We start from the raw sequence: 19,526 nt of genomic DNA, 5'->3' as shown, positions 1-19,526 counted from the left end.
TTCTCCCCCTTATTCAAACGCTCTTTTTTCTTTCGCCGTGATTTAGTGATCCAGGCTCTTTCCTTCACTCAGCTTGACGTTCTTCTCCTCATCGATCCCATACTTCCTGTCGATGCCATCGCTAAGTTTGGCGTTGACAAACAGCAGAATGATGAACGTTACTACCGCACCCTGCGCTCCCATGAAATAGTGGAACGGGAAACCGCCGATAGAAATCTCGCTCAGTGGTTCGGCAATCATTACCGCGCCGAACGAAACGAGAAACCAGATGATGAAATAAATGATCATGTTACGGGTCTTTTCACGGAAATACGCGTCAGCAACTGACTTATCAATTTTCTTCACATTTACACCCCTTTGGTTTTGCTAATCCCCTTTGTATAATCCTCCATGAATGACAGACACAGCCTATCTATAGAAAGCTTTCTCCACTCCTTTGTTTATGGATTTGAATTATATGAACCTTGCGCCAGGCAAGGTTGATACCTATTTTGTAAGAGAACAACGATGGATTAACTCAAGCTGAAGATAAATTTTATCGTTTCAAAAAATGGAGCCGGAACCATGATGATCTGGATGAGGAAGTAGAGAAATATGCTCAGGAATGGGACTGCCAGGAAAATTAGTTTATTTTTCTTTAAGCCAAGGAAAAGGCTTATGCCGGTAATCACCAGCAGGCCGATTAGAATGATCACGTTGATTCCTCCTGTGTAAAAATTATTTCGCATATATATGAATAATTATTTATTAGACTAAATCTTTAGAAAATTTAATTTAATTATCCATATAATGTCCAGGCTGGTCAATACGTTATTTTTAAAAAATGTAATCGCTTTCTATGTCGATATTTTTCCGAACGTGGGAAATGCGTTAGTCACAGTAAGGATTTGACGCGATCTAAGGCAAGGCAGTTTGTCGAAATTTTTTAGCTTGTTTCCATGGAATTGCTCTGTTTGTAATGATTTTACAGAATAGTAAAAGGAACACTCGCCTTTGAGTGTTCCTTCATTAGAATATAATTTACCAGCATGCAATGGCGCCGTCGGTCCTCATTTCCGTTCCGCCGGTCAGCACGCCGGTTTCCGGATTGCGGACGATGACCTGGCCGCGCCCGAAGCTTCCGCCATCATATGCTACCTTCATCTGATGTCCTCGCGCGGCGAGCTCCTTGACGATATGATTCGGGAAGGTGTGCTCGACTTCGATTTGCTTGCCGCTGATCCACTGCCAGCGCGGTGCGTCAAGCGCCGCTTGAGGATTCAAGCCAAAGTCAATCATATTCATCGCCACCTGAACATGCCCCTGTGGCTGCATATAGCCGCCCATCACGCCGAATGGACCGACTGCCTGGCCATCCTTTGTGATGAAGCCTGGAATGATCGTATGGTATGTCTTCTTCCCCGGAGCCAGCGCGTTCGCATGGTTAGGGTCAAGCGAGAAGTCATGCCCGCGGTTTTGCAGGCCAATTCCTGTGCCGGGAACAACAACACCTGAGCCGAAGCCCATGTAATTGCTCTGGATGAAGGATACCATATTGCCTTCTCCATCCGCAGTCGACAGATAAACCGTTCCGCCCTTTGGGAGCTGGCCAGGTTCCGGCATTCTTGCTTCATTGTTGATTTTAGCTCTGGCATCCTCACCGTACTTCTCAGATAGAAGATCCGCTACCTTCGCCTGCATTGTCTTAGGGTCCGTCACATATTCCTTCCCATCCGTGAACGCCTGCTTCATCGCTTCAAGCTGCAAGTGGACACCGTTCACGTCATCACGGTGAGTAAACTCGTAACCTTTTAAAATATTCAATGCCATCAATGCAACGATTCCCTGACCATTCGGCGGGATTTCCCAGATTTCATGGCCGCGATAGGAAACAGAAATTGGCTCAACCCATTCAGGATAATAGTTTTCCAGATCGGACTTCTTCAGGAAAGCACCCGCTTTTTCAGAAGCTTCCGCGATTCTATCAGCCAGAGCGCCTCTGTAAAAGCTCTCCCCATTCGTTTCGGCGATTTCCTTGAGCGTGTTCGCATGATCCTCCGATTTCCACATCTCGCCTGCCTCAGGTACCTTGCCATCAGGGGCGAAGACGCGGAACCACTCCTTGTACTCCTCGCCCTGGAAGCGAGTCTTGTAAGCATTGTAAGCACCCTTCCAATATTTTGCGAGAATAGGAGTAAGTGGGTACCCGTTGCGCGCATAGTCGATCGCTGGCTGCAGTACCTCAGTAAGCGGCATGCGCCCGAATTTTTTCGACAGCTCTGCCCATGCTGACGGCGCGCCCGGAACCGTAACCGGAATCCAGCCATGCGATGGCACTTTTTCACGGCCAAGCTCCTTCACCTTCTCAATAGAAATCGATTGCGGAGCAGGACCGCTCGCATTCAAGCCATACAGCTTATCTTTTACCCAGACAAGCGCAAATGCGTCACCGCCAATCCCGTTAGAAGTCGGCTCAACAACCGTAAGACATGCCGCCGTCGCAATCGCTGCATCAATCGCATTGCCGCCCTTTTTTAAAATATCAAGTCCCGCCTGTGCAGCAAGCGGCTGAGATGTAGCAACCATACCATTGCGTGCAACCGTTGCCATGCGCTGGGAAGGATAAGGATATGTATGCAAAGACATTATAGATTCCCCCAATATATTTTCGTCTTACGAAATATTATAGCAAAATAGCTGAAAATTCGAAATAAAAAATATCCCTCTCGGTTAGGAAAGGGATTTCTACGGAAATATTGGATGTCCTCCAGAGTATACAGACTCCAGGTATGCCAAGCTCGGACCATAGCCTCGCTGGGGAATATCGGCTAATATATTTTGGATGTATTTATTATCTGAGATTGATTGGAAGGTGGCTGTGGATTTCACTTCAAGTCGCCAGTCATCCTCGTCGACCAAAATTTCTGTGTCTTCTATATTCGCCTCGTTTGCGGCAATGATCTCCTGAATTGCAGCTGACGCAATCCCATATAAATCACTGCTGTCATTGCCGAGCCTGTTCCTGAAGGAAATTTTCAATAGAGGATGAATCTGAAGTCTTGGAGGCAATATTTCGTTCGCAGCTTTTATATAGGCATCTGACTTTGAAGCTCCACTGGCTATGTAGTCTGCTTCCTTTTCTTCTATCATTTCCCCGATACTTTTCCCGCCGTCCAATACTCTCTGGGCCACCGATTCAGGGCCGCTGTCAAACTGGCTTACTGCTTCCTTTGTCCTTTCAATAATCGCAGCCGTACCGGCAAGCGCAGCCTGCTCTACAGAAAGGTTTGCATGTTCCTTCACAATAAAAACCTTGGCAAGGTTGAGGACAATCAGGAATATGATCGCAACTACCCCAAGCAGCCAGACCATGAAAAAGACGGCATTTCCTCTTTCATTACGTACATACTTCATGGCACAAGCACCTTGCCTATCGCCTCATGGTCAAACGCCAGGGAAGTCTTGCTTTTCCAATTTGAAGGGACAAAAACCAGCTGATGATCAGCAAACAATTTCAACTCGAACTTCCCCTGGCTATCAAGGAAGATGACCTGCATATCCTTATAAGAAATAACAGAACTGGTGCCGATCGTTTGAATCGCTACCTGCTCCGCTTCATTAATATTATTTGTTGCCGCAAACGTTTTGGCTGCATTATTCACTGCCGTCTTCGCCGTAAAAACGGCATATCCAGAGGCGACCACCTGCCAGAGCAGCAGGAAGAACATAAAGAAGAACGGCAGAATCCCAAGGAACTCAAAGGTAATCGCACCCTTTTCATTATTGAGTTTGTTTTTTCCTGACATTGGAGACACCTCGGTTTTTGATTTTAGTCAGCAACTGGCAGCTTGGTTCCGCTCAAGATCTCTGGCGCTTCATTGATCCTATTAATTTTATATTGTAGGTACCAAACATTAAATAAGACAAGTAGCCATGGTTTGAATATTTCTTCGCTATAAAGCTCCTCTATTAAGTCCTTGATCCTAAACACTGAATAATACAGTAAGCCAAGATAATAGAACGTAAAAATAATATCGATTGAATTAAAGACCGCTTTTCCATATGGTGTTAAAAAAGCCGAACCGATAAGATTGTAGAAAAAGGAGATAAATAGAAATATGGTTGCGGTCCACCATAGCATAAAAGGAATTCTATTTTGGGAATCAATTGACTTTAAAGTTTTTCGTTCTTTCAAAAACCAATAACCAAGATATATCCCCATTGTTACAATTGTTAATAACACGGTAAGTCCGACATTCCTTTTTTTAAACCCGATTTCATTTGTATTCATTGTCAACGCCCTCACCTAAATCCTGTCTGTATTTAATCGTTAGATAAATATATATTAGCGGTAGGAACAATGCATTGATCAATACACGAATCGAAATATATACTAGATTATTATTTTCAAACCCTTCTAATAAATAAAGGGATCCAGCCCAAACTAAGTCATGATATGGCCCCTGATGTAAAGCCTCAAGTTCTGAATAAGTCGTTGGTAAAGGATTGACAACCACATCTTCCTCAGGTTCTTTTTTCTCCTGATCCTCTTTCGCCTTTTCATCATCAGCAGGTTTGGTTTCTGCTGTTTTAGCTTTACCTTTGTCTGCAGGCTCTTGGCTTTTCTCAGCTTCCTGGCTGCAGCCTGAAACGAAAATAGCAAGACCAATAAATAGAACCAGGAAGTGTTTGATCGCTTTCATTCTTTTCCCACCTTAGATTGCTATTATTTCTATGTTCTTTATCCAACCATTGCTGAAATCTTTTTAAGGATATTCGTGATAATGTCACCGATGCTTGAAGAACTCGTACTTACCGCCTGAGAAACAATCCCCAATACAAGGATCAGCAATGCCGCAAGCCCTAGCCATTCCAAAGACTGTGCTCCTCTTTCGTTCCTCACAGGCACCATCATCTTTGTCCAGGCTTTGATCATGAAGTTTTTCATAGTAAAACCTCTCCTTTTTAATTGTTTTTTAGTTTTTATTTAAATAAATCAAATAGATTTGAGTTGCCGCTGAATAAATTGATGACCATCAAGCCCCCGATCAGAATCAGAGCTGATGGCATAACCAGGAAAGTGGTTATCAAGGTGACCTTTGGCGAGGCTTTTGCTGCCTGCTCCTTGATCTTTTCCTTTTTGATTTTCCGCATCTCTTCGGCCTGATTTTTAAAAGTCCTCGAGATTGGCACCCCAAGTCTTTCTCCCTGGATCAGTGATCTAATGAGCGCTTGAAATTCGCGGCTGTCATTCCGGATAAGCAATGTATTATAGGCATCTGCTCTTGGCACTCCTACATCGGTTTCCTGTATGAAACGGCCGAATTCATCCTTAATTGGCCCCTCAAAGTAAGGAACGATATCCCTCAAAGCCTGGTCAAGACCGACTCCAGCCTGGAGGGTGACGCTCATCGTATCCAGGAAATCCGGCAGCTGGAAGCTCAGCTCTTCCTGGCGTACTTTTGCCTTTCTTTTCAGCCACATCACAACCGCGAAGTACCCTCCAACCGGATAAAGGATGACCGCGATTTGCGACATTGGCAACTGGAGCACCAGCGCAATGCCTCCAATGATCAGCCCGACAACATCATGAACATTTTTAATCCCTGGAATCTCTCAACGGTTAAACCGTAAGGATATCCGGCGTGCATCAGCAGCTTTTTTACCTCATGGTCCTCACTGAAAAAGTTGACCCTTTGGCCAATGGAAGAGAAGTCATCGGCGAATTCGAACATTTTTGATAAATACTTCTCTTTTCTGGTGGTCTTTTTTTCAAAGGCATCGTAAATAAAGGTTTTCTCATGAATTTCCTTCTTTAGGTCTTCCTTCGATAAAAGATAGTTATAATAGCTTCTCAACGACACTGCCAAAAACGCCAGCGACAAGCAAATAATAATGACAATTAATCCATCCATTTGATTACACCCTTATATTGGTTACCTTTCTAACAAGGATAAACGTGAGGACAGTTCCGCCTAAAAAGAACAATAGTAGGATGATGCCGACTCCGGAAAACAACGGGTCTATAAAACCGTCTATGACATTGTTCATCATCAGCACGAGAAAAATCGGCAAGACTGGCACCATATAGGAAACATATCTTTGTTCCGCTGTCATTGTCTTGATTTCCTGCAAGAGTATCTTTCGGTCCTCAAGCGTCTGTCCCATCTCTTCAAGGACGGAGTAAAGATTTCCTCCGGCCTTTTTCTGGATCAATAGTGTCGCGACGAACAATTGGAACTCCCTGCTTTCCAGGCGTTTTTCCACTGCCTTTAATGCAGTATTGAAATCTATGCCAAGTGAGATTTCCTGGGCCAGTCTCCGGAACTCACTCCTGGCAGGTTCCGCGGATTCCTGGGCAACCATGTTGATGCCCTGCGTCAACGTCATTCCGGAACGTGTGGCGTTTGCCAGGGTACGGCATATTTCCGGAAGCTGCTCGACCATCCGCTGTTTCATCTTATTTTTCCTGAGCAAAAATAATAACCTTTTCCCGCCTTCAAGCAGGATGGCTGCAGCAATCAGGTTGGTCGGGAACTGAATGCTGAAGAAATTTTGCAGTATGATGACGAGCCCCATGAATGCAACAATCTGAGCCCCGATATATTCTGATGGGGTCAACGGTATGTTGCTGCCCTCAGCTTCTCAAAAAGAGGCTGTGCTGCTTCTGTCCTGTCATAGCGATCTCCCAATAGGACAAGAACGCTTTTTCGCTTCGCTCCGTCATGGTAAAACTCGTTCGCCCTTTTCCTCCACTCCCGCTTTTCCTTCCGGTAGTCAAGTATGTAGTAAATTGCGATAATGAAGGCCATGGCTGCTGCTGTCGCAACTATAAATTCTGTCATTGTCCCATCTCCTCATATACCGGCATAAAAGCATTCACAGGGATCTCAATTCCAAATACCTTCAATCTCTCAAGGCATTCCGGGACATAGCCTGTAGGGGTAAAGTGTCCGATGATCTCCCATCGGGACCAATCCCCGTCCGTTTGAATTTAAAGATTTCTCTTACTTCAAATGAGCCATCCGCTTTCGTTACTACCTCAGAGATGGAGACGATTTTCCTTGAACCGTCCGTCAATCTTGCCGCCTGGACAATGATATCAAGTGCTCCGACGATATACTCGCGGACGATATGGCTCGGCAAGTCCATGCCTGCCATTACGACCATTGCTTCAACACGCCGCAATGCATCATCCGGTGAGTTGGCATGGACCGTTGTCAGCGACCCTGCATGTCCAGTATTCATAGCCTGAAGCATATCGAATGCTTCCCCGCTTCGGACTTCACCGACAATGATCCTGTCCGGCCTCATCCTAAGTGAGTTTTTCACAAGCTGGCGGATAGTTACCTCACCGCTGCCCTCGACGTTTGCCGGTCTGGCTTCCATGCCGACGACATTCGGACGGTTCAGTCGCAATTCTGCTGAATCCTCAATCGTGATCACCCGCTCTTCAAAAGGAATCGAAGCAGCCAACACATTTAGGACAGAAGTTTTACCGCTGCCAGTTCCTCCGGAAATCAAGGTGTTCATTTTTGCTTTGACGATGCCTTCAAGAAATTGTGACATGGCTGAGTTAAGAGTATGGAAATTCATTAAGTCTGCCATCGTAAATGGCTCTTTCCTGAACTTTCTGATCGAGACCAGTGTGCCATTCAAGCTAATCGGCGAAATCACCGCATTAACACGGCTTCCGTCTGGCAATCTGGCATCAACCATCGGAGAGCTTTCGTCAATCCGCCGGCCAATCGGTGCCACGATACGGTCCACGATATGGCGAACATGGTCATCATCCCTGAATTTAATCTCAGAAAGCTGGAGTTTCCCAAGCCGTTCAACGTAGACCTCCCCATAACCATTGATCAGAATCTCCGTAATAGAAGGATCATTAATTAATGGCTCAAGCGGCCCAAAGCCAACTGACTCATCTAGAATCCTTGTGATCAGGATTTCCTTATCATGACGCGAGATGATCACTTTCTCTTCAGACATGAACTGCGAAACAAGCTGCTCAATTCGGAGCCTCATTTCACCTTGCGACAGCTTGGTCAGAGCCTCCAGATTCGTGTCCCTCAACAGTCTTGCTTTATAATGTTCGACCAGTTCATCGACTAGATGGTTTTCATATTGATAGGAATTAAGTTTTGAAGAGACTGCGGTTTTCTCTTTTCGCTTTTCAAATAATGATGCCATTTATGCAACCCCCTATTTCAAAACAGAAACCGCCAATTTTCTTACATCTTTCGCAAATGGAACCAGTCGTTTTTCCTTTGGTGCCTTTCTTACAGGCTCCCCTTTATTGATAAAAGGCTGCAGACCTTTGATATCAAGCCTGACTGTAGCTGCTACCGGAAAACGAAGGAAGTCCTTTAAATCCTTTTCCTGTATCTCGTTTTCCTTGGCCATTTTATTGAGGACAATCTCTGTCCTGGACGGCAGCTCCATACCAAGTCTTACGACAAGCTCCTCAAACTGTTTAAGTACTTTAAGCCCTGGAGTGTCCGGAGTAAGAACATAGTAAATTTTGTCTGATTCCTCAAGCGCCGTCACAACATTGCTATTCATATAAGCTGGAAGGTCTATAATGACGAAGTCGAAGCTTCTTCTGCATGTTCTCAACAATTTTGCAACGAACTCCTCTGTGATCGTCTCCGCTGTTTCCGCGTCACACGGACTGATCAGCACTTCAAGCTTAGAGGATTCTAGCTTTTGCGATACATTCCGGATATGGCTTTCATTCAACTCATTGATAACAGGTGTCAAGTCGGCAATCGACCTATTTGACTGGATTGACAAAAGCGTTTCAATCCCGCCAAATTGCAGGTTCAAATCGATTAATATGACTTCCGCAGTCGAATCAAGCTTAATAGTCTGAGCAAGAGCTGCGGCCAGATTCGATTTGCCGCTTCCGCCATTACCGCTGAATATTGTGAGGATCTTTCCCCTTCCTCCTGTAAAAGAAGAAATCGAATTATCCTGCTTCAATTTTTGCAGTTCATAGTTTTGATAAATGGACGGAAACCGGCTTACGAACAATCCATGCTCTTCCGGATAGACAAAAAACTCCGATGCTCCCGCCTTGGTGATATTCCTCAACTGGGCAAAATCTGATTCCCGGGCAATGAAAATGACAAGCGTGGACGGGCTGACTGATTTGATATATTGAATGCTTTCAACCTCAATATCACCATCCGCCTGGACAAAAACAACAATGTCCTGCACATCACGGTTGATTTCCCGGACAACCTCCCTCGTGCAATCAGCTGGATTGGATAACCTCCCGAAAGCCCATTTAAAATTTGGTTATGGATAACCTCATCATCACTGACTAATAATATTTTCAGATTCGTTTCCATCGGCACCCCTCATACCCTCTTTTATTCTGACTGTATTCACTGTTAATCTATTAAAATCAAGCGTTCCATCTTTTTGCTTGCTGGTGTCCGCCTTATTAGGATCCGTTTTATCGGCTGGCTGCTGTTTCGAATCAGCAGGTGTATTTTTCTGTGTGTCTCCACCAGCCGAATCAGCTGGTTGATCAGTCGATTCAGCTGGTGTTTGTTCGGTCGGTTTGGAGGTCATCACAGATTCTCCCGTTCCGACATTGGCTTTCAATATTCGCTCTTCTCTTTGACTCTAACATTCTGCATTGATTCCCTAATGGTTAATTTTTATTCCCTAAGAAATATATGGAAATTTTTGTTCTTCTTTTCTCAATTATATAAGTTAATAAACCTAAGAGATTAAAATATCTCCTCTATATTTACTATCACCCGTTCACATTTTAGTCAAATATTTACCAAATTAAGGAATGGTATTTTTTTCCTATTTTACAGCATGATTATACAGGGTTTATCTTTAATTCAAACTAATTTATGGATTGTTTTTAGGTAAAAAAAACTATATTGGGAGCGTTTTTTATACCTCGTAGAATATTGAATTATTATAAAAAATAGGCACTTTTACTCATTTTTCCAAAATATCTCTTTATAGGACTCCTCCCCCAATTTTTATCTAAAACCCTCATAAAAATTTGACAGGAAGCGTATATGTCCGCTTGAGCATTTATTTAAACGGGACTTTCACACTAAAAAAGCCCGGCCTGTTCCGGCCGGACTTTCCTACATTCCACTCTGCAGTCTTAGTTCATAAAATTCCTTCACTCTGGTCACGACGTCTTTTGAACCGGAATCCTCGATCATCATCGCGACGATCATGTCGGTGGATTGCGGGTTATAGGCGACGAACCATCCTAGCTCCTTGCCCTTTTCGCCCTGCTTCTCTTTGATTTCCGCTGTGCCAGTTTTACCAGATAATGGATAGTTGGCGATCAGGCCATTGTGGGCGGTTCCTTTTGGATCGGTGATGACCTTTGTCAGCATGTTACTTAAAGCCGCTGCATTTTCGGGGCTGACCACGCCTTCCTTCCACACCTGTCCCTGCTCATCTTCCGTATTCAAAATCGGTTTAATAAGGTTGCCTTCGTTTACAAATGGTGAATAAGTGGTTGCGAGATGGAGGATATTCATTTCAACCTGCCCCTGACCATAAGCTGAGTCCGCCAGTCTGATTTCGCTGTCAATCTTGCCGATTTGTGACGGCTCGATTGGATAGAGATATTCCGGCTGATCTTCAAAGCCGAATTTCTTCAATCCTTCTGTAAAAGTATCCTGGCCCATTCCGAGCGCTGCCCGCGCGAAGTAAATGTTATCTGAATAGATCAGCGCTTTTTCAAGGTTGATGCTTCCTTTTACATCAGAATATCTGGTGACTTTGTACTTGCCCCATGATGCATCCTTCTGCCACTGCTTTTCGTTGATTTCAAATGCTGTATCAAGCTTCAACTTATCACTCTCAAGCCGATTGCCGCTGTGATTGGCTTAATTACCGAACCAGGAACATAGGTTAGCTTGAATCTATTAAGAAATGGTTTTAATGGGTCCTCTTCTAGAATTTTGCGTTTGTTTTGCGAGATTCCGAGCGTCATTTCATTCGGGTCAAACCCTGGTGCACTAACCAATGCCAGCGTCTCACCAGTTGTCGGATTAATTGCCGATGCCGTACCTGCTTTTCCTTTTAGCTGGTCGTATAACTGTTGCTGTGCGACAACATCAATGGTCAGCTGGACATCCTTTCCGTTTTCCACCTGCTTTTCAGCAAGCGTTTTGACGGTTCCGTCCTCTTTCACAATCGAAATTCTGACTCCGTTTGTTCCTTTTAATTGTTCCTCGAGCACCTGCTCCAAACCGCGGCGGCCAATGATATCAGTGCTTGTGTACCCTTTGCCCTCAAGTTTTTTTAGATCGTCGGCAGTTACCGGCCCAATATAGCCCAGTAAATGGGACAGCGCTTCCCCGTAAGGATACTCCCTTGCCCCTACCATCTGACTGGTTACTCCATCGAGCGCAAACAATTTTTCATGGAGAGCTTTATCCGTTTTCGAAACTTTTTTCAGCGGCACGAACAGATCCGGTTTTACCCACCTGCATTCATCGCCTTATTGATTTGCTCCTCTGACATGTCGAGCAGTTCCGCGAGCTTTGCAATTGTCTGCTCTTTTGGCTCGCCCAACTTCCCAGGCACTACTCCGACCTGGACAGCTGTCCCATTGATCGCGAGCCCATTACCTGCACGGTCAAGGATGCTGCCGCGTTCTGCCTGGACATTTTTGAAGCTGATTTTATCTCCTGTTTCAAGATCTGGGAAGATATACGCCGTATTCCAATCGACATACCAATTTGTTTCTTTTTCACGTTCTTCTTTTACAAGAGTAGCATTTTGGCCGAATTCTATCGGGCCAGCAGCGCTATTCATTTTTGCCGAAAAAGGAAGTTCCGCGTTCTCTTCATGTTCCTGCTCTTCCTCAGGCTGTTTATAGCTAACCTTTAACTGGTCGATCTCTAAATCCTTGTAAATTTTATTATAGCGAGAGACGAAATCCTCCTTGCTTATCGACTCTTTCGCTTTGGCTGATAAAAATCCATACATCTCATCAAACTTCTGGTCATTCCAAAGCTTTACGTACTGGGAAAATCGTTCTTCGGGAGTCGGTTCTTTGCTGCAGCCGGAAATAAGTGCTGCGATGATGACCGACAAGAGTATAAATAGTGCCCGTTTCATATGTATCCCTCCTCCTGTCTGATTTTACCATAGAATTGCCAATTAGATAAGTTTGGAGTATTTCTTATTAATCCAATAAAAAAACCCGCCTTTATAGCAAGGCAGGTTCCAAAATTTTATTTTTTATTAAGAGTTTGTTGAAGTATCAGAGTCAGTTGAAGAGTCTTTGTCTTTATCTTCTCCTGCGTCCTTATCTTCGTCTTTTTTATCAGAGCCGCCTTCAGCAGGCTTGTCTTCCGCTGGAGTTGTGCCTTCAGCGTCTTCCTCTGAGCTTCCTTCCACATCTTCTTCGGCAGCATCCTCAGATTTGCCTGCATCTGCATCAGAAGAAGCTTTCTCTTCTGTCACATTTGCATCCTGCAATGCGCTTAGAGGCTTATTGAAGAACTCATGCGGATTGACCGGTACATTGTCCTTGCGGATTTCAAAGTGTACATGGTTGCCAGCCTTTTCATTGATCAGGCTTGTTCCGGACTTCGCAATGACTTGTCCTTGCTCAACCTCGTCGCCAACCTTGACTTGGTAGTCTTTAACTGACTGATATTGTGTTACAATACCTTTGTCATGCTCGACTTCAATGACATTTCCAAGCACTGCATCTTCCATGACATTCGTGACAGTACCGCTTAGTGATGCGATTACATCAAATTCCTTGCCATCTTTTGAAGCAATGTCTAACCCAGTGTTCGGATGGTACGTATTATCATAGAACACTAGAGCTGCTTCTTGCTCAGCCGCGTCGCCGTCATTGTCATAGAATTGCATTTGGATGACAGCATCGTCTTCATTCCCCACTGGCATTACAAAGTTCTCCATCGCGCGGTTAACTTCAACTGCTGGCTGATCATTGATCTTTTTGCCAGGCATGTCAGTCGCTTTGTACTCGGACTGATCCAGTTTATCGGTTCCGCTGTTTTGATACCATAGGACACCAGTTAGAATGATTGCGGCACTAGCAATATAAACTGTTGGATACACCCACCGCTTCTTGAAAAAGCTGTTCTTGCTTTTGTCTTGAGAAGATCTTTTTTCTTCCTCTCTCATTTTCATCACCTCAGCAATCAGTTTGAACAGAAGCGAAAAAATATATACATAGAGTTGAAAAATTTTTTACTGCTTATTTTTCGACAAAGATTAGGATTTTATGCAAAAAAGTTTTTTGGGGTCTGTTTTGGGATAGATCAGTTTACACAATTTACCCTGTTCGGGTTACTACTATAAAGTGAGGTATCACCATGAAAAAGTTATTAGTATGGTTTTTACGCATTCTTCCGCTCGCATATATGGCAGCAATCTGGATCATGTCCAGCAATCCTGCAGATGCTTTGGTCGAGCTGCCAAATCAAGGTGTCGATCGTTTTATAAAAGAATCGCTGCATCTCGTTGAGTTCGGGATTCTGTATGTGCTGCTCGTCGTGGCAGCGTTGACGACCGGGCGCTTCACACCGTTGATGAGCTTTGCCTTCATTGGCGTGGCAATTCTGTACGGACTGCTGGACGAGATCCATCAAAGCTTCGTCCCGTACCGGTCGGCAACCCTGATTGATTTTATAAAAGACGTAATTGGGGTTTTAGCGGTCTCACACTTCATCCACCATGCATACTTCAGCGGAAAGTTCCCGCGGCTTGGGAGGGTTTTGCGCGGGATTGAAGAGAGAATTCGGGTATTATAGCTGGATTTGTTTTTAAGATAGTTATTAGTTACGGTTTTTAAGGGGCTGGCCTTGTTATGGGGGCTGGTTTTTTTATTAGTAGAGACTTGGGGCGCTCATTGCTTCAACCGTTGATAAAACAAGGCTAACCGTTGATAAAAACCCCTCAACCGTCGATAAAACTCCTACAACTGTTCATTTATTTGCTACAACCGTTGATATAATAAAAAATGGTAAATCTTACATAAAAATTTCATATTATAACCCTTATATCAGCAGGTATTTTTCTAGTAAAAAAAGAATTCATATAAAAACTAATAAGGAAGTGGCCAGTTTGATTGAAAAAGAAAGGACATATCCCATCCGTCTTCTCATGTATGAAGCTTTAATGGAAAGAATCATACCAAACCACCCAAAAAGCCCTTTAATTGAACAAGATTACAAAGCTTGGCGTGCGGGATACAAAGGTGAGCTGCAAACAGATTACCGACTAAGCTTTTTACCTGAAAAAGGTTATCACATCTTTCGAGATTTACGCCTTCAAGATGAAAAATGGCATTTCCAGATTGATACCCTCATTTTAACTCTTCGTCATATCCTTCTTATTGAAACGAAAGCCTATTCCGGAACTCTTTTCTTCGACAAACATTCCGAACAAATGATTCAAACAAAGGATGGTCAAGAAAATCATACGATAATCCCATTAACCAGGTTCGAATGCAAGCCTGGCATATGAAAAGATGGCTGCAGATCCATAAATTCAGTGTCCCACCCATATACCATCTTGTTGCAATCAGCAATTCTTCTACTATTATCAAGGTAAGTGACCGGTCCCTGAATAACTTAATAGTAAAAGGGGATGTATTATTAAGTCGCGTTCTTCAGTTCGATGAAACCATTTCAAACCCAAGTTTTACTGATAAAGAAGTTAGAAAGTTATCCAAGTCACTTCTAAAGAATCATTCTCCACACCATCCTGACATTCTGAAACAATATTCCCTCACTCCAGACGACCTTCAAAAAGGTGTTCAATGTCCCTCTTGTTTATCATATGTTTGAACCGGGAAAGATGGTTTTGGCATTGTCCTGTGTGTGAACATAAATCCAAAACAGCCCATCATAAAACTGTAAAAGAATTTTTCCTCCTAATTAGTCCTACTATTAAAAATCAGATGTGCAGAGAGTTTTGTCCCGGTATATCCTCCAAGACTATCAAAGACCTTTTAATATCTTTGAACCTCCCCCACACTGGCACCAACAAAAGCCGTATCTACCACATGCCACCTGACATCGAGACATTCTTCCAACCCGCGAAAAAGTAAAAGTTATCGAAGCCCAATCCAATCGCGTAAGAAATGCGCAAGCGCCTTGTTCAGCCCCGACAAGCGTTGGAGGGCCGCCCGGTGAAGTCGCTCTTTGACTTCACCGGGCGGACCGAAATCGAAAAGCGGAGGCGACTGCCCAACTCCGACAAGCGTTGGAGGGCCTGACAGTGAAGTCATTCTTTGACTTCATTGGCAGGACCGAAACGTCTCGAGGAGTTAGGAGCCGCAGCTAGACAAACGTCTCGATGGGCTAGGCGCTGGAGCTAGACACTAATCTAAGTGGATAAATTTATGCTTTCTTATCCAGTTAAAAAGCCAGGGCGCTGTTTGCCCTGGCCTCGTAATTATTCGTTTCAATCCTGCATCGTCCGCAACCCGATTTTATTTCTTCGCAGTAACCTTCGTCAGCATGCTATCAGCCTCGCTGATCTCAACGCCTTTGTAGTAGTGCTTGACGATGTCCTGGTAGGTCTTTCCTTCGGTGGCCATGCCGTTTGCTCCGTATTGGCTCATGCCGACGCCGTGGCCGAAGCCTTCGGTGGTGATGACGACGTTGCCGCCTTTTAGCTCCCAGGTGAAGTCGCTTGAGCGCAGGCCGAGTTTATCACGCACTTCTTTTCCGGACAGGACCTTGCCTCCGATATCAACTTTAGCGACCCGGTTGCCTGTCGTCCTGGAGATGACTTTGCCAATCTCCGGAGAGTTCGGCAGTTTGACACCGAGCTTCGACTCCACATCTGCTACAGTCATCACTGTCTGGTTGCGGAACTTCGGAGACTCAAGATCCCACGGACTCTCTACACTGCGCAAGTACGGCAGCGTGTTTGACCAGTATTCCTCTGAGTTTTCAGTGAAGCCATTGGATGTCGAGAAGAAGGTCGCATCGATCGGCGCTCCGTCAAATGTGAGCACCTGGCCATCCGTTGCTTTGACTGCCTCTGCTATCTTCTTCATTTTCCATTTATAATCGACGCCCCACTGCTTTTTCAATTCTTCTTTATTTTTAAATACCTGGTGGATTTCTGTATCATTCAGTTGGGCTCCTTCAGGAACGCCTACTTTATTAGGATTAAGCATTTGTCTTACATAATAGGTCCTTGCCGACAGCGCCTGTGCCTTCAATGCCTCCAGCTCGAACTCAGCGGGCATTTCAGCAGCAACAACGCCGATCAAGTATTCATCAAGCGGAAGCTTCTCTGTTTTGGACAGCGCTGTCCGGTAAACGGCTACCTCAACAGCCGAATCTGCTGTAGGGAACTCGTCAGCATCCTTTGCCTCGCTTTGCAGCTCTTCCCCCAGTTTTCCGCCTGCCTTTTCTTCCATAAAAGGGAGGACAAGCAAGGATGGAATCAGGAGTGTGACAGCGAATAGGATAGCAGCTAGTACGATGAATGGTTTGAATTTTAACATAGAAAAAGCCTCCATTATGAAATTAATCCGGTCGAAAACCGTCTTATTTCATTCATATGGAGGCGGACAGGCCTTTATGACAGAAATCGAAAATGCATATTGTTCTGTCGAAAGTCTCATAATAAGTCAGGCAAAACTAATTCACGAAATTGGACAAAATTTACGGGCTCAATCCGCCCTCTTAAAATCAAAAAACCGCAGAACTATACGTTAAAGCACAATTCTCCGGTTCATTGAGTAGTTATATTTATGCGTTCATGTCTGAGACTAATTTATCAGCTGCTGGCTGCTCTTCTACTTCGCTGACGCGTTCGATATCTGCGCCAAGTGCTGCAAGCTTTTCATGGAAATTCACATAACCGCGGTCCAGGTGATGAAGCTCTGTTACGCGAGTCATTCCATCAGCTACAAGACCAGTCAGGATCAGTGATGCTGCAGCACGAAGATCTGTAGCTGCTACTTCCGCTCCCTGAAGGTCGGATGGTCCGTTGATGATGACAGAGCGGCCATCGATTTTGATGTTTGCGTTCATGCGGCGGAATTCTTCCACGTGCATGAAGCGGTTTTCGAAAACAGTTTCCGTGATCATGCTAGTGCCCTGAGCACGCAATAGCAATGCCATCATCTGTGATTGCATATCTGTCGGGAAACCAGGGTGGGGCATCGTCTTGATGTCGACTGCCTTCAATTTTTCAGGTCCGATGACACGAAGACCTTCTTCTTCTTCAATGACGGTAACGCCCATTTCTTCCATCTTGGCTACCAATGAAGAAAGATGTTCTGGAACAGCGCCTTTTATAAGGACGTTTCCGCCAGTGATGGCAGACGCAACCATGAAGGTTCCTGCTTCGATCCGGTCAGGAATGATGTTGTGGTCAGCACCAAATAGTACTTCAACACCTTCAACCTTGATTGTGCCAGTACCAGCGCCTTTTACCTTCGCTCCCATTTTGTTCAGGAAATTTGCAAGGTCGACGATTTCTGGTTCTTTTGCAACGTTTTCGATGACTGTTGTTCCTTTTGCAAGAACAGCCGCCATCATAATGTTTTCCGTAGCACCTACGCTAGGGAAATCAAGGTATATTTTAGCTCCGTGCAAACCATTGACTGCTTCAGCTTCGATAAAACCGTTGCCTACCTTGACAGTCGCACCCATTGCTTCAAAGCCTTTAAGGTGCTGGTCGATAGGACGGGAACCGATTGCGCAGCCGCCTGGCAATGCTACGCGAGCACGGCCATTCCTGACAAGCAGGGATCCCATTACTAATACAGAAGCACGCATTTTACGAACATACTCAAAAGGTGCTTCTATTTTTAACTCTCTGGATGCATCTACTGTAATTGTGTTATTTTCAAACTCCACTACGGCGTTTAAAGAACGTAATACTTCGTTGATGGTATATACATCGGAGAGAGTTGGCACATCACGAATTACGCTTTTTCCGTCACTTGCTAATAATGTTGCAGCGATAACAGGCAAGACGGCATTCTTAGCTCCTTCAACCTTTACAGAACCGCTTAGCCTTTGTCCGCCGCGGACGATGATTTTTTCCAAGTGTATTCCCCTCCGCGTCCAATTTCTCTATATTAATATTCAATCGTTATGATGGGTGTGCCAACTACGAGGGTAGTCTTTGCGCCCAATCGATCAGTTTTCCGTAATCCAAGCTGCATATTCATCTCATGGCTATTGCTTAAGGATTGGTCGAACAAAGGCGAAACAGCGGATGTGGAAATAAATGTGTCTTCTTCCAATCCTTCGACTTCCTCGGCTTCAAAAGCCTTTAGCAATTTAGTTTTAAAAACAGGTAAAGCCGTTTTTATCTTATCATTGATTTCGCCTTCAATACAAGAGAAAGTTGTGGCATTCCCTCGAAAAATGTCAAATAATCTGCCTGGTAAATTTTTGTTTAAAAAAATTTCTGTATTTTTATTCCATTGCTGACCTCTGACCTCATACATCACATACGTATGTATCGGCCCGTTTGTGTCCGTAGAAACAATTCTAATTTTTTCCTGAAGTTCTGTAGACTTTGAAATAGCTGTAATTTCACCATGGCTGCTTTCCCATGTCCAATTTGGAAGCTGGGCCTTCAAGTCACTTACCAGTTTGTCGACATTTTCTTCTTCCAGAGTTTCCCTTGCATACACAGACCAACCAGTGATTAAAATATTTTCGTCCTGCAAAACGGAGGCCAGAGTTTTATTTCATGATCAGCGTCAGCTACAGTCGTCTTATTCCCAGCTTGAAGCACAATAAAACCAATAATGCCAAAAATTGATAAAATAAATGGAATCTTCTTCATATGTCTTTCACTCTCCCCTTATTACCATTCTTACCAGGAGAGCAAATCGCATACTTGGGAATTCTCGTCACTTTTTGACATTATTCTATGTACCAACTTTGCCGGGTGTTCATTGTTTGTGAAAACCCAAACATGCATACCTAAAAAACAATCACAAAAACAATGATACTCAAGTTTTCGCGTTTTGGAAACATGTATGAAGACCTAATTTTTTACCAATTTGTTTAGAAGTAACAGCAGCTATATTAAAAGTTGTTACTGAAAAATCATCGGAAGCTGCTGTGACCATTGGAGGTAATCAAGGAAGAAATTACTTACTGTGGCTCCCAGTGCGATGGAAGCTAGAATATATAAAACTCGGGCTTGAAGAACATGGTTTGCCCGAAGCAGCTTATCAAAATGGAGTGCTTGCAGAGCCCACCATGAAATCGCGATAAAAACAAGATGTGTTAGAATGCTGGTCAGCGCAAAGCCGCCAAAACCTGTTATCATAAAAAGGCCCCCCCTAATCATGTTTATTTTAACATAAACGTGATGATTACCTGTTACTTAGACGTATCAGAATCCCGAAAGTTTCACCTGATCGTCATTCCCGTTTTCCTCTCTATTGAAAAACCCATGTGAAGGAACAAAAAGCGCAAGCGCCTCGTTCAGCCCCGACAAGCGCTGGAGCTGGATTAAGAAAACCTGGATAGTTATCCACATTGAAAATATTTTATAATTTCCCACTAGCG

22 protein-coding genes and 2 pseudogenes are annotated in these 19,526 nt (G+C 44.2%); 2 read left to right on the top strand and 22 right to left on the bottom strand.

Translation table 11 applies throughout. The features are described 5' to 3' along the window. Positions 1–42 precede the first annotated feature (42 nt). From JCM21738_RS13745 to spoIIQ, 18 genes and pseudogenes are all read right to left on the bottom strand, one after another. Positions 43–345 carry a DUF4212 domain-containing protein gene (locus tag JCM21738_RS13745; RefSeq protein WP_023613617.1) on the bottom strand — a complete coding sequence of 101 codons (303 nt, stop codon included), beginning with the start codon at positions 343–345 and terminating at the stop codon, positions 43–45. Between the two features lie 167 nt (positions 346–512). After that, positions 513–695: a hypothetical protein gene (locus JCM21738_RS13740; protein ID WP_023613616.1), complete on the bottom strand. Its 183-nt coding sequence runs from the start codon at positions 693–695 to the stop codon at positions 513–515. Between the two features lie 325 nt (positions 696–1,020). After that, on the bottom strand, positions 1,021–2,625 hold the full coding sequence (gene ggt, locus JCM21738_RS13735) for a gamma-glutamyltransferase (protein ID WP_023613615.1): 1,605 nt from the start codon (positions 2,623–2,625) through the stop codon (positions 1,021–1,023). 99 nt (positions 2,626–2,724) lie between these two features. Next, positions 2,725–3,393 (bottom strand): hypothetical protein, encoded by a 669-nt coding sequence (locus tag JCM21738_RS13730; RefSeq protein WP_023613614.1) that lies wholly within the window; start codon positions 3,391–3,393, stop codon positions 2,725–2,727. After that, the gene (locus JCM21738_RS13725; RefSeq protein WP_023613613.1) at positions 3,390–3,785 is read right to left on the bottom strand and encodes a hypothetical protein; all 396 of its coding nucleotides are present in this window, start codon (positions 3,783–3,785) and stop codon (positions 3,390–3,392) included. The genes JCM21738_RS13730 and JCM21738_RS13725 overlap by 4 nt, the downstream gene beginning before the upstream one ends. Positions 3,786–3,808: 23 nt before the next feature. Then, entirely contained in the window at positions 3,809–4,270 is a 462-nt protein-coding gene (locus JCM21738_RS13720; RefSeq protein ID WP_023613612.1) for a DUF4234 domain-containing protein, read from the bottom strand. Then, positions 4,257–4,682 carry a hypothetical protein gene (locus tag JCM21738_RS13715; protein WP_023613611.1) on the bottom strand — a complete coding sequence of 142 codons (426 nt, stop codon included), beginning with the start codon at positions 4,680–4,682 and terminating at the stop codon, positions 4,257–4,259. The genes JCM21738_RS13720 and JCM21738_RS13715 overlap by 14 nt, the downstream gene beginning before the upstream one ends. A 38-nt stretch (positions 4,683–4,720) precedes the next feature. Next, entirely contained in the window at positions 4,721–4,927 is a 207-nt protein-coding gene (locus tag JCM21738_RS13710; protein ID WP_023613610.1) for a hypothetical protein, read from the bottom strand. 35 nt (positions 4,928–4,962) lie between these two features. Next, positions 4,963–5,532, bottom strand: a complete 570-nt coding sequence (locus JCM21738_RS25955; RefSeq protein WP_243463028.1) for a type II secretion system F family protein — start codon at positions 5,530–5,532, stop codon at positions 4,963–4,965. Positions 5,533–5,552: 20 nt separating this feature from the next. Then, on the bottom strand, positions 5,553–5,894 hold the full coding sequence (locus JCM21738_RS25950) for a hypothetical protein (RefSeq protein WP_243463027.1): 342 nt from the start codon (positions 5,892–5,894) through the stop codon (positions 5,553–5,555). A gap of 4 nt (positions 5,895–5,898) precedes the next feature. Continuing rightward, on the bottom strand, positions 5,899–6,600 hold the full coding sequence (locus JCM21738_RS13700) for a type II secretion system F family protein (RefSeq protein WP_243463026.1): 702 nt from the start codon (positions 6,598–6,600) through the stop codon (positions 5,899–5,901). Further along, positions 6,597–6,824 (bottom strand): hypothetical protein, encoded by a 228-nt coding sequence (locus tag JCM21738_RS25945; RefSeq protein WP_243463025.1) that lies wholly within the window; start codon positions 6,822–6,824, stop codon positions 6,597–6,599. The genes JCM21738_RS13700 and JCM21738_RS25945 overlap by 4 nt, the downstream gene beginning before the upstream one ends. Next, positions 6,821–8,172 (bottom strand): annotated as a pseudogene (locus JCM21738_RS13695) (TadA family conjugal transfer-associated ATPase). The gene JCM21738_RS25945 and the pseudogene JCM21738_RS13695 overlap by 4 nt, the downstream one beginning before the upstream one ends. A gap of 12 nt (positions 8,173–8,184) precedes the next feature. Continuing rightward, a complete protein-coding gene (locus JCM21738_RS13690) occupies positions 8,185–9,201 on the bottom strand; it encodes a CpaE/TadZ family protein (RefSeq protein ID WP_243463024.1) in 1,017 nt (338 codons plus the stop codon). A 99-nt stretch (positions 9,202–9,300) separates the two neighbouring features. Beyond that, the gene (locus tag JCM21738_RS13685; RefSeq protein ID WP_035209512.1) at positions 9,301–9,594 is read right to left on the bottom strand and encodes a hypothetical protein; all 294 of its coding nucleotides are present in this window, start codon (positions 9,592–9,594) and stop codon (positions 9,301–9,303) included. Positions 9,595–10,100: 506 nt separating this feature from the next. Further along, positions 10,101–11,440: pseudogene (locus JCM21738_RS13680) on the bottom strand (penicillin-binding transpeptidase domain-containing protein). Positions 11,441–11,454: 14 nt separating this feature from the next. Further along, complete coding sequence (locus JCM21738_RS26775; RefSeq protein ID WP_256360200.1) at positions 11,455–12,099, bottom strand: NTF2-like N-terminal transpeptidase domain-containing protein; 645 nt, start codon at positions 12,097–12,099, stop codon at positions 11,455–11,457. 126 nt (positions 12,100–12,225) lie between these two features. Continuing rightward, positions 12,226–13,143, bottom strand: a complete 918-nt coding sequence (spoIIQ, locus tag JCM21738_RS13675; protein WP_023613603.1) for a stage II sporulation protein SpoIIQ — start codon at positions 13,141–13,143, stop codon at positions 12,226–12,228. A gap of 191 nt (positions 13,144–13,334) precedes the next feature. On the opposite strand from spoIIQ, the gene JCM21738_RS13670 reads away from it, so the two are divergent. Both JCM21738_RS13670 and JCM21738_RS13665 read left to right on the top strand, forming a co-directional pair. Continuing rightward, the gene (locus JCM21738_RS13670; protein WP_023613602.1) at positions 13,335–13,772 is read left to right on the top strand and encodes a VanZ family protein; all 438 of its coding nucleotides are present in this window, start codon (positions 13,335–13,337) and stop codon (positions 13,770–13,772) included. A 313-nt stretch (positions 13,773–14,085) separates the two neighbouring features. Further along, on the top strand, positions 14,086–14,487 hold the full coding sequence (locus JCM21738_RS13665; protein ID WP_035209511.1) for a nuclease-related domain-containing protein: 402 nt from the start codon (positions 14,086–14,088) through the stop codon (positions 14,485–14,487). Between the two features lie 970 nt (positions 14,488–15,457). On the opposite strand, the gene spoIID is transcribed toward JCM21738_RS13665, so the two are convergent. The 4 genes from spoIID to JCM21738_RS13645 form a co-directional block, all read right to left on the bottom strand. Further along, positions 15,458–16,486: a stage II sporulation protein D gene (gene spoIID / locus JCM21738_RS13660; RefSeq protein ID WP_023613600.1), complete on the bottom strand. Its 1,029-nt coding sequence runs from the start codon at positions 16,484–16,486 to the stop codon at positions 15,458–15,460. 247 nt (positions 16,487–16,733) lie between these two features. Further along, a complete protein-coding gene (gene murA, locus JCM21738_RS13655; protein WP_023613599.1) occupies positions 16,734–18,041 on the bottom strand; it encodes a UDP-N-acetylglucosamine 1-carboxyvinyltransferase in 1,308 nt (435 codons plus the stop codon). A 32-nt stretch (positions 18,042–18,073) separates the two neighbouring features. Continuing rightward, entirely contained in the window at positions 18,074–18,637 is a 564-nt protein-coding gene (locus tag JCM21738_RS13650; RefSeq protein WP_243463023.1) for a YwmB family TATA-box binding protein, read from the bottom strand. Between the two features lie 410 nt (positions 18,638–19,047). Next, the gene (locus JCM21738_RS13645) at positions 19,048–19,284 is read right to left on the bottom strand and encodes a DUF1146 family protein (protein ID WP_023613597.1); all 237 of its coding nucleotides are present in this window, start codon (positions 19,282–19,284) and stop codon (positions 19,048–19,050) included. Between the last annotated feature and the right edge of the window lie 242 nt (positions 19,285–19,526).

The sequence above is a fragment of the Mesobacillus boroniphilus JCM 21738 genome (assembly GCF_000517385.1).
Lineage (GTDB): Bacteria > Bacillota > Bacilli > Bacillales > Cytobacillaceae > Mesobacillus > Mesobacillus boroniphilus.
The sequence above is the reverse complement of the archived record's forward strand: the minus strand, read 5'-3'. Positions and strand labels throughout refer to the sequence as shown.

Coding starts and splice junctions, on each gene's coding strand:
- ggt (WP_023613615.1), bottom strand. CDS start 2,625: ATGTCTTTGCATACATATCCTTATCCTTCCCAGCGCATGGCAACGGTT.
- JCM21738_RS13730 (WP_023613614.1), bottom strand. CDS start 3,393: ATGAAGTATGTACGTAATGAAAGAGGAAATGCCGTCTTTTTCATGGTC.
- JCM21738_RS13725 (WP_023613613.1), bottom strand. CDS start 3,785: ATGTCAGGAAAAAACAAACTCAATAATGAAAAGGGTGCGATTACCTTT.
- JCM21738_RS13720 (WP_023613612.1), bottom strand. CDS start 4,270: ATGAATACAAATGAAATCGGGTTTAAAAAAAGGAATGTCGGACTTACC.
- JCM21738_RS13715 (WP_023613611.1), bottom strand. CDS start 4,682: ATGAAAGCGATCAAACACTTCCTGGTTCTATTTATTGGTCTTGCTATT.
- JCM21738_RS13710 (WP_023613610.1), bottom strand. CDS start 4,927: ATGAAAAACTTCATGATCAAAGCCTGGACAAAGATGATGGTGCCTGTG.
- JCM21738_RS25950 (WP_243463027.1), bottom strand. CDS start 5,894: ATGGATGGATTAATTGTCATTATTATTTGCTTGTCGCTGGCGTTTTTG.
- JCM21738_RS25945 (WP_243463025.1), bottom strand. CDS start 6,824: ATGACAGAATTTATAGTTGCGACAGCAGCAGCCATGGCCTTCATTATC.
- JCM21738_RS26775 (WP_256360200.1), bottom strand. CDS start 12,099: ATGAAACGGGCACTATTTATACTCTTGTCGGTCATCATCGCAGCACTT.
- spoIIQ (WP_023613603.1), bottom strand. CDS start 13,143: ATGAGAGAGGAAGAAAAAAGATCTTCTCAAGACAAAAGCAAGAACAGC.
- JCM21738_RS13670 (WP_023613602.1), top strand. CDS start 13,335: ATGAAAAAGTTATTAGTATGGTTTTTACGCATTCTTCCGCTCGCATAT.
- spoIID (WP_023613600.1), bottom strand. CDS start 16,486: ATGTTAAAATTCAAACCATTCATCGTACTAGCTGCTATCCTATTCGCT.
- JCM21738_RS13645 (WP_023613597.1), bottom strand. CDS start 19,284: ATGATAACAGGTTTTGGCGGCTTTGCGCTGACCAGCATTCTAACACAT.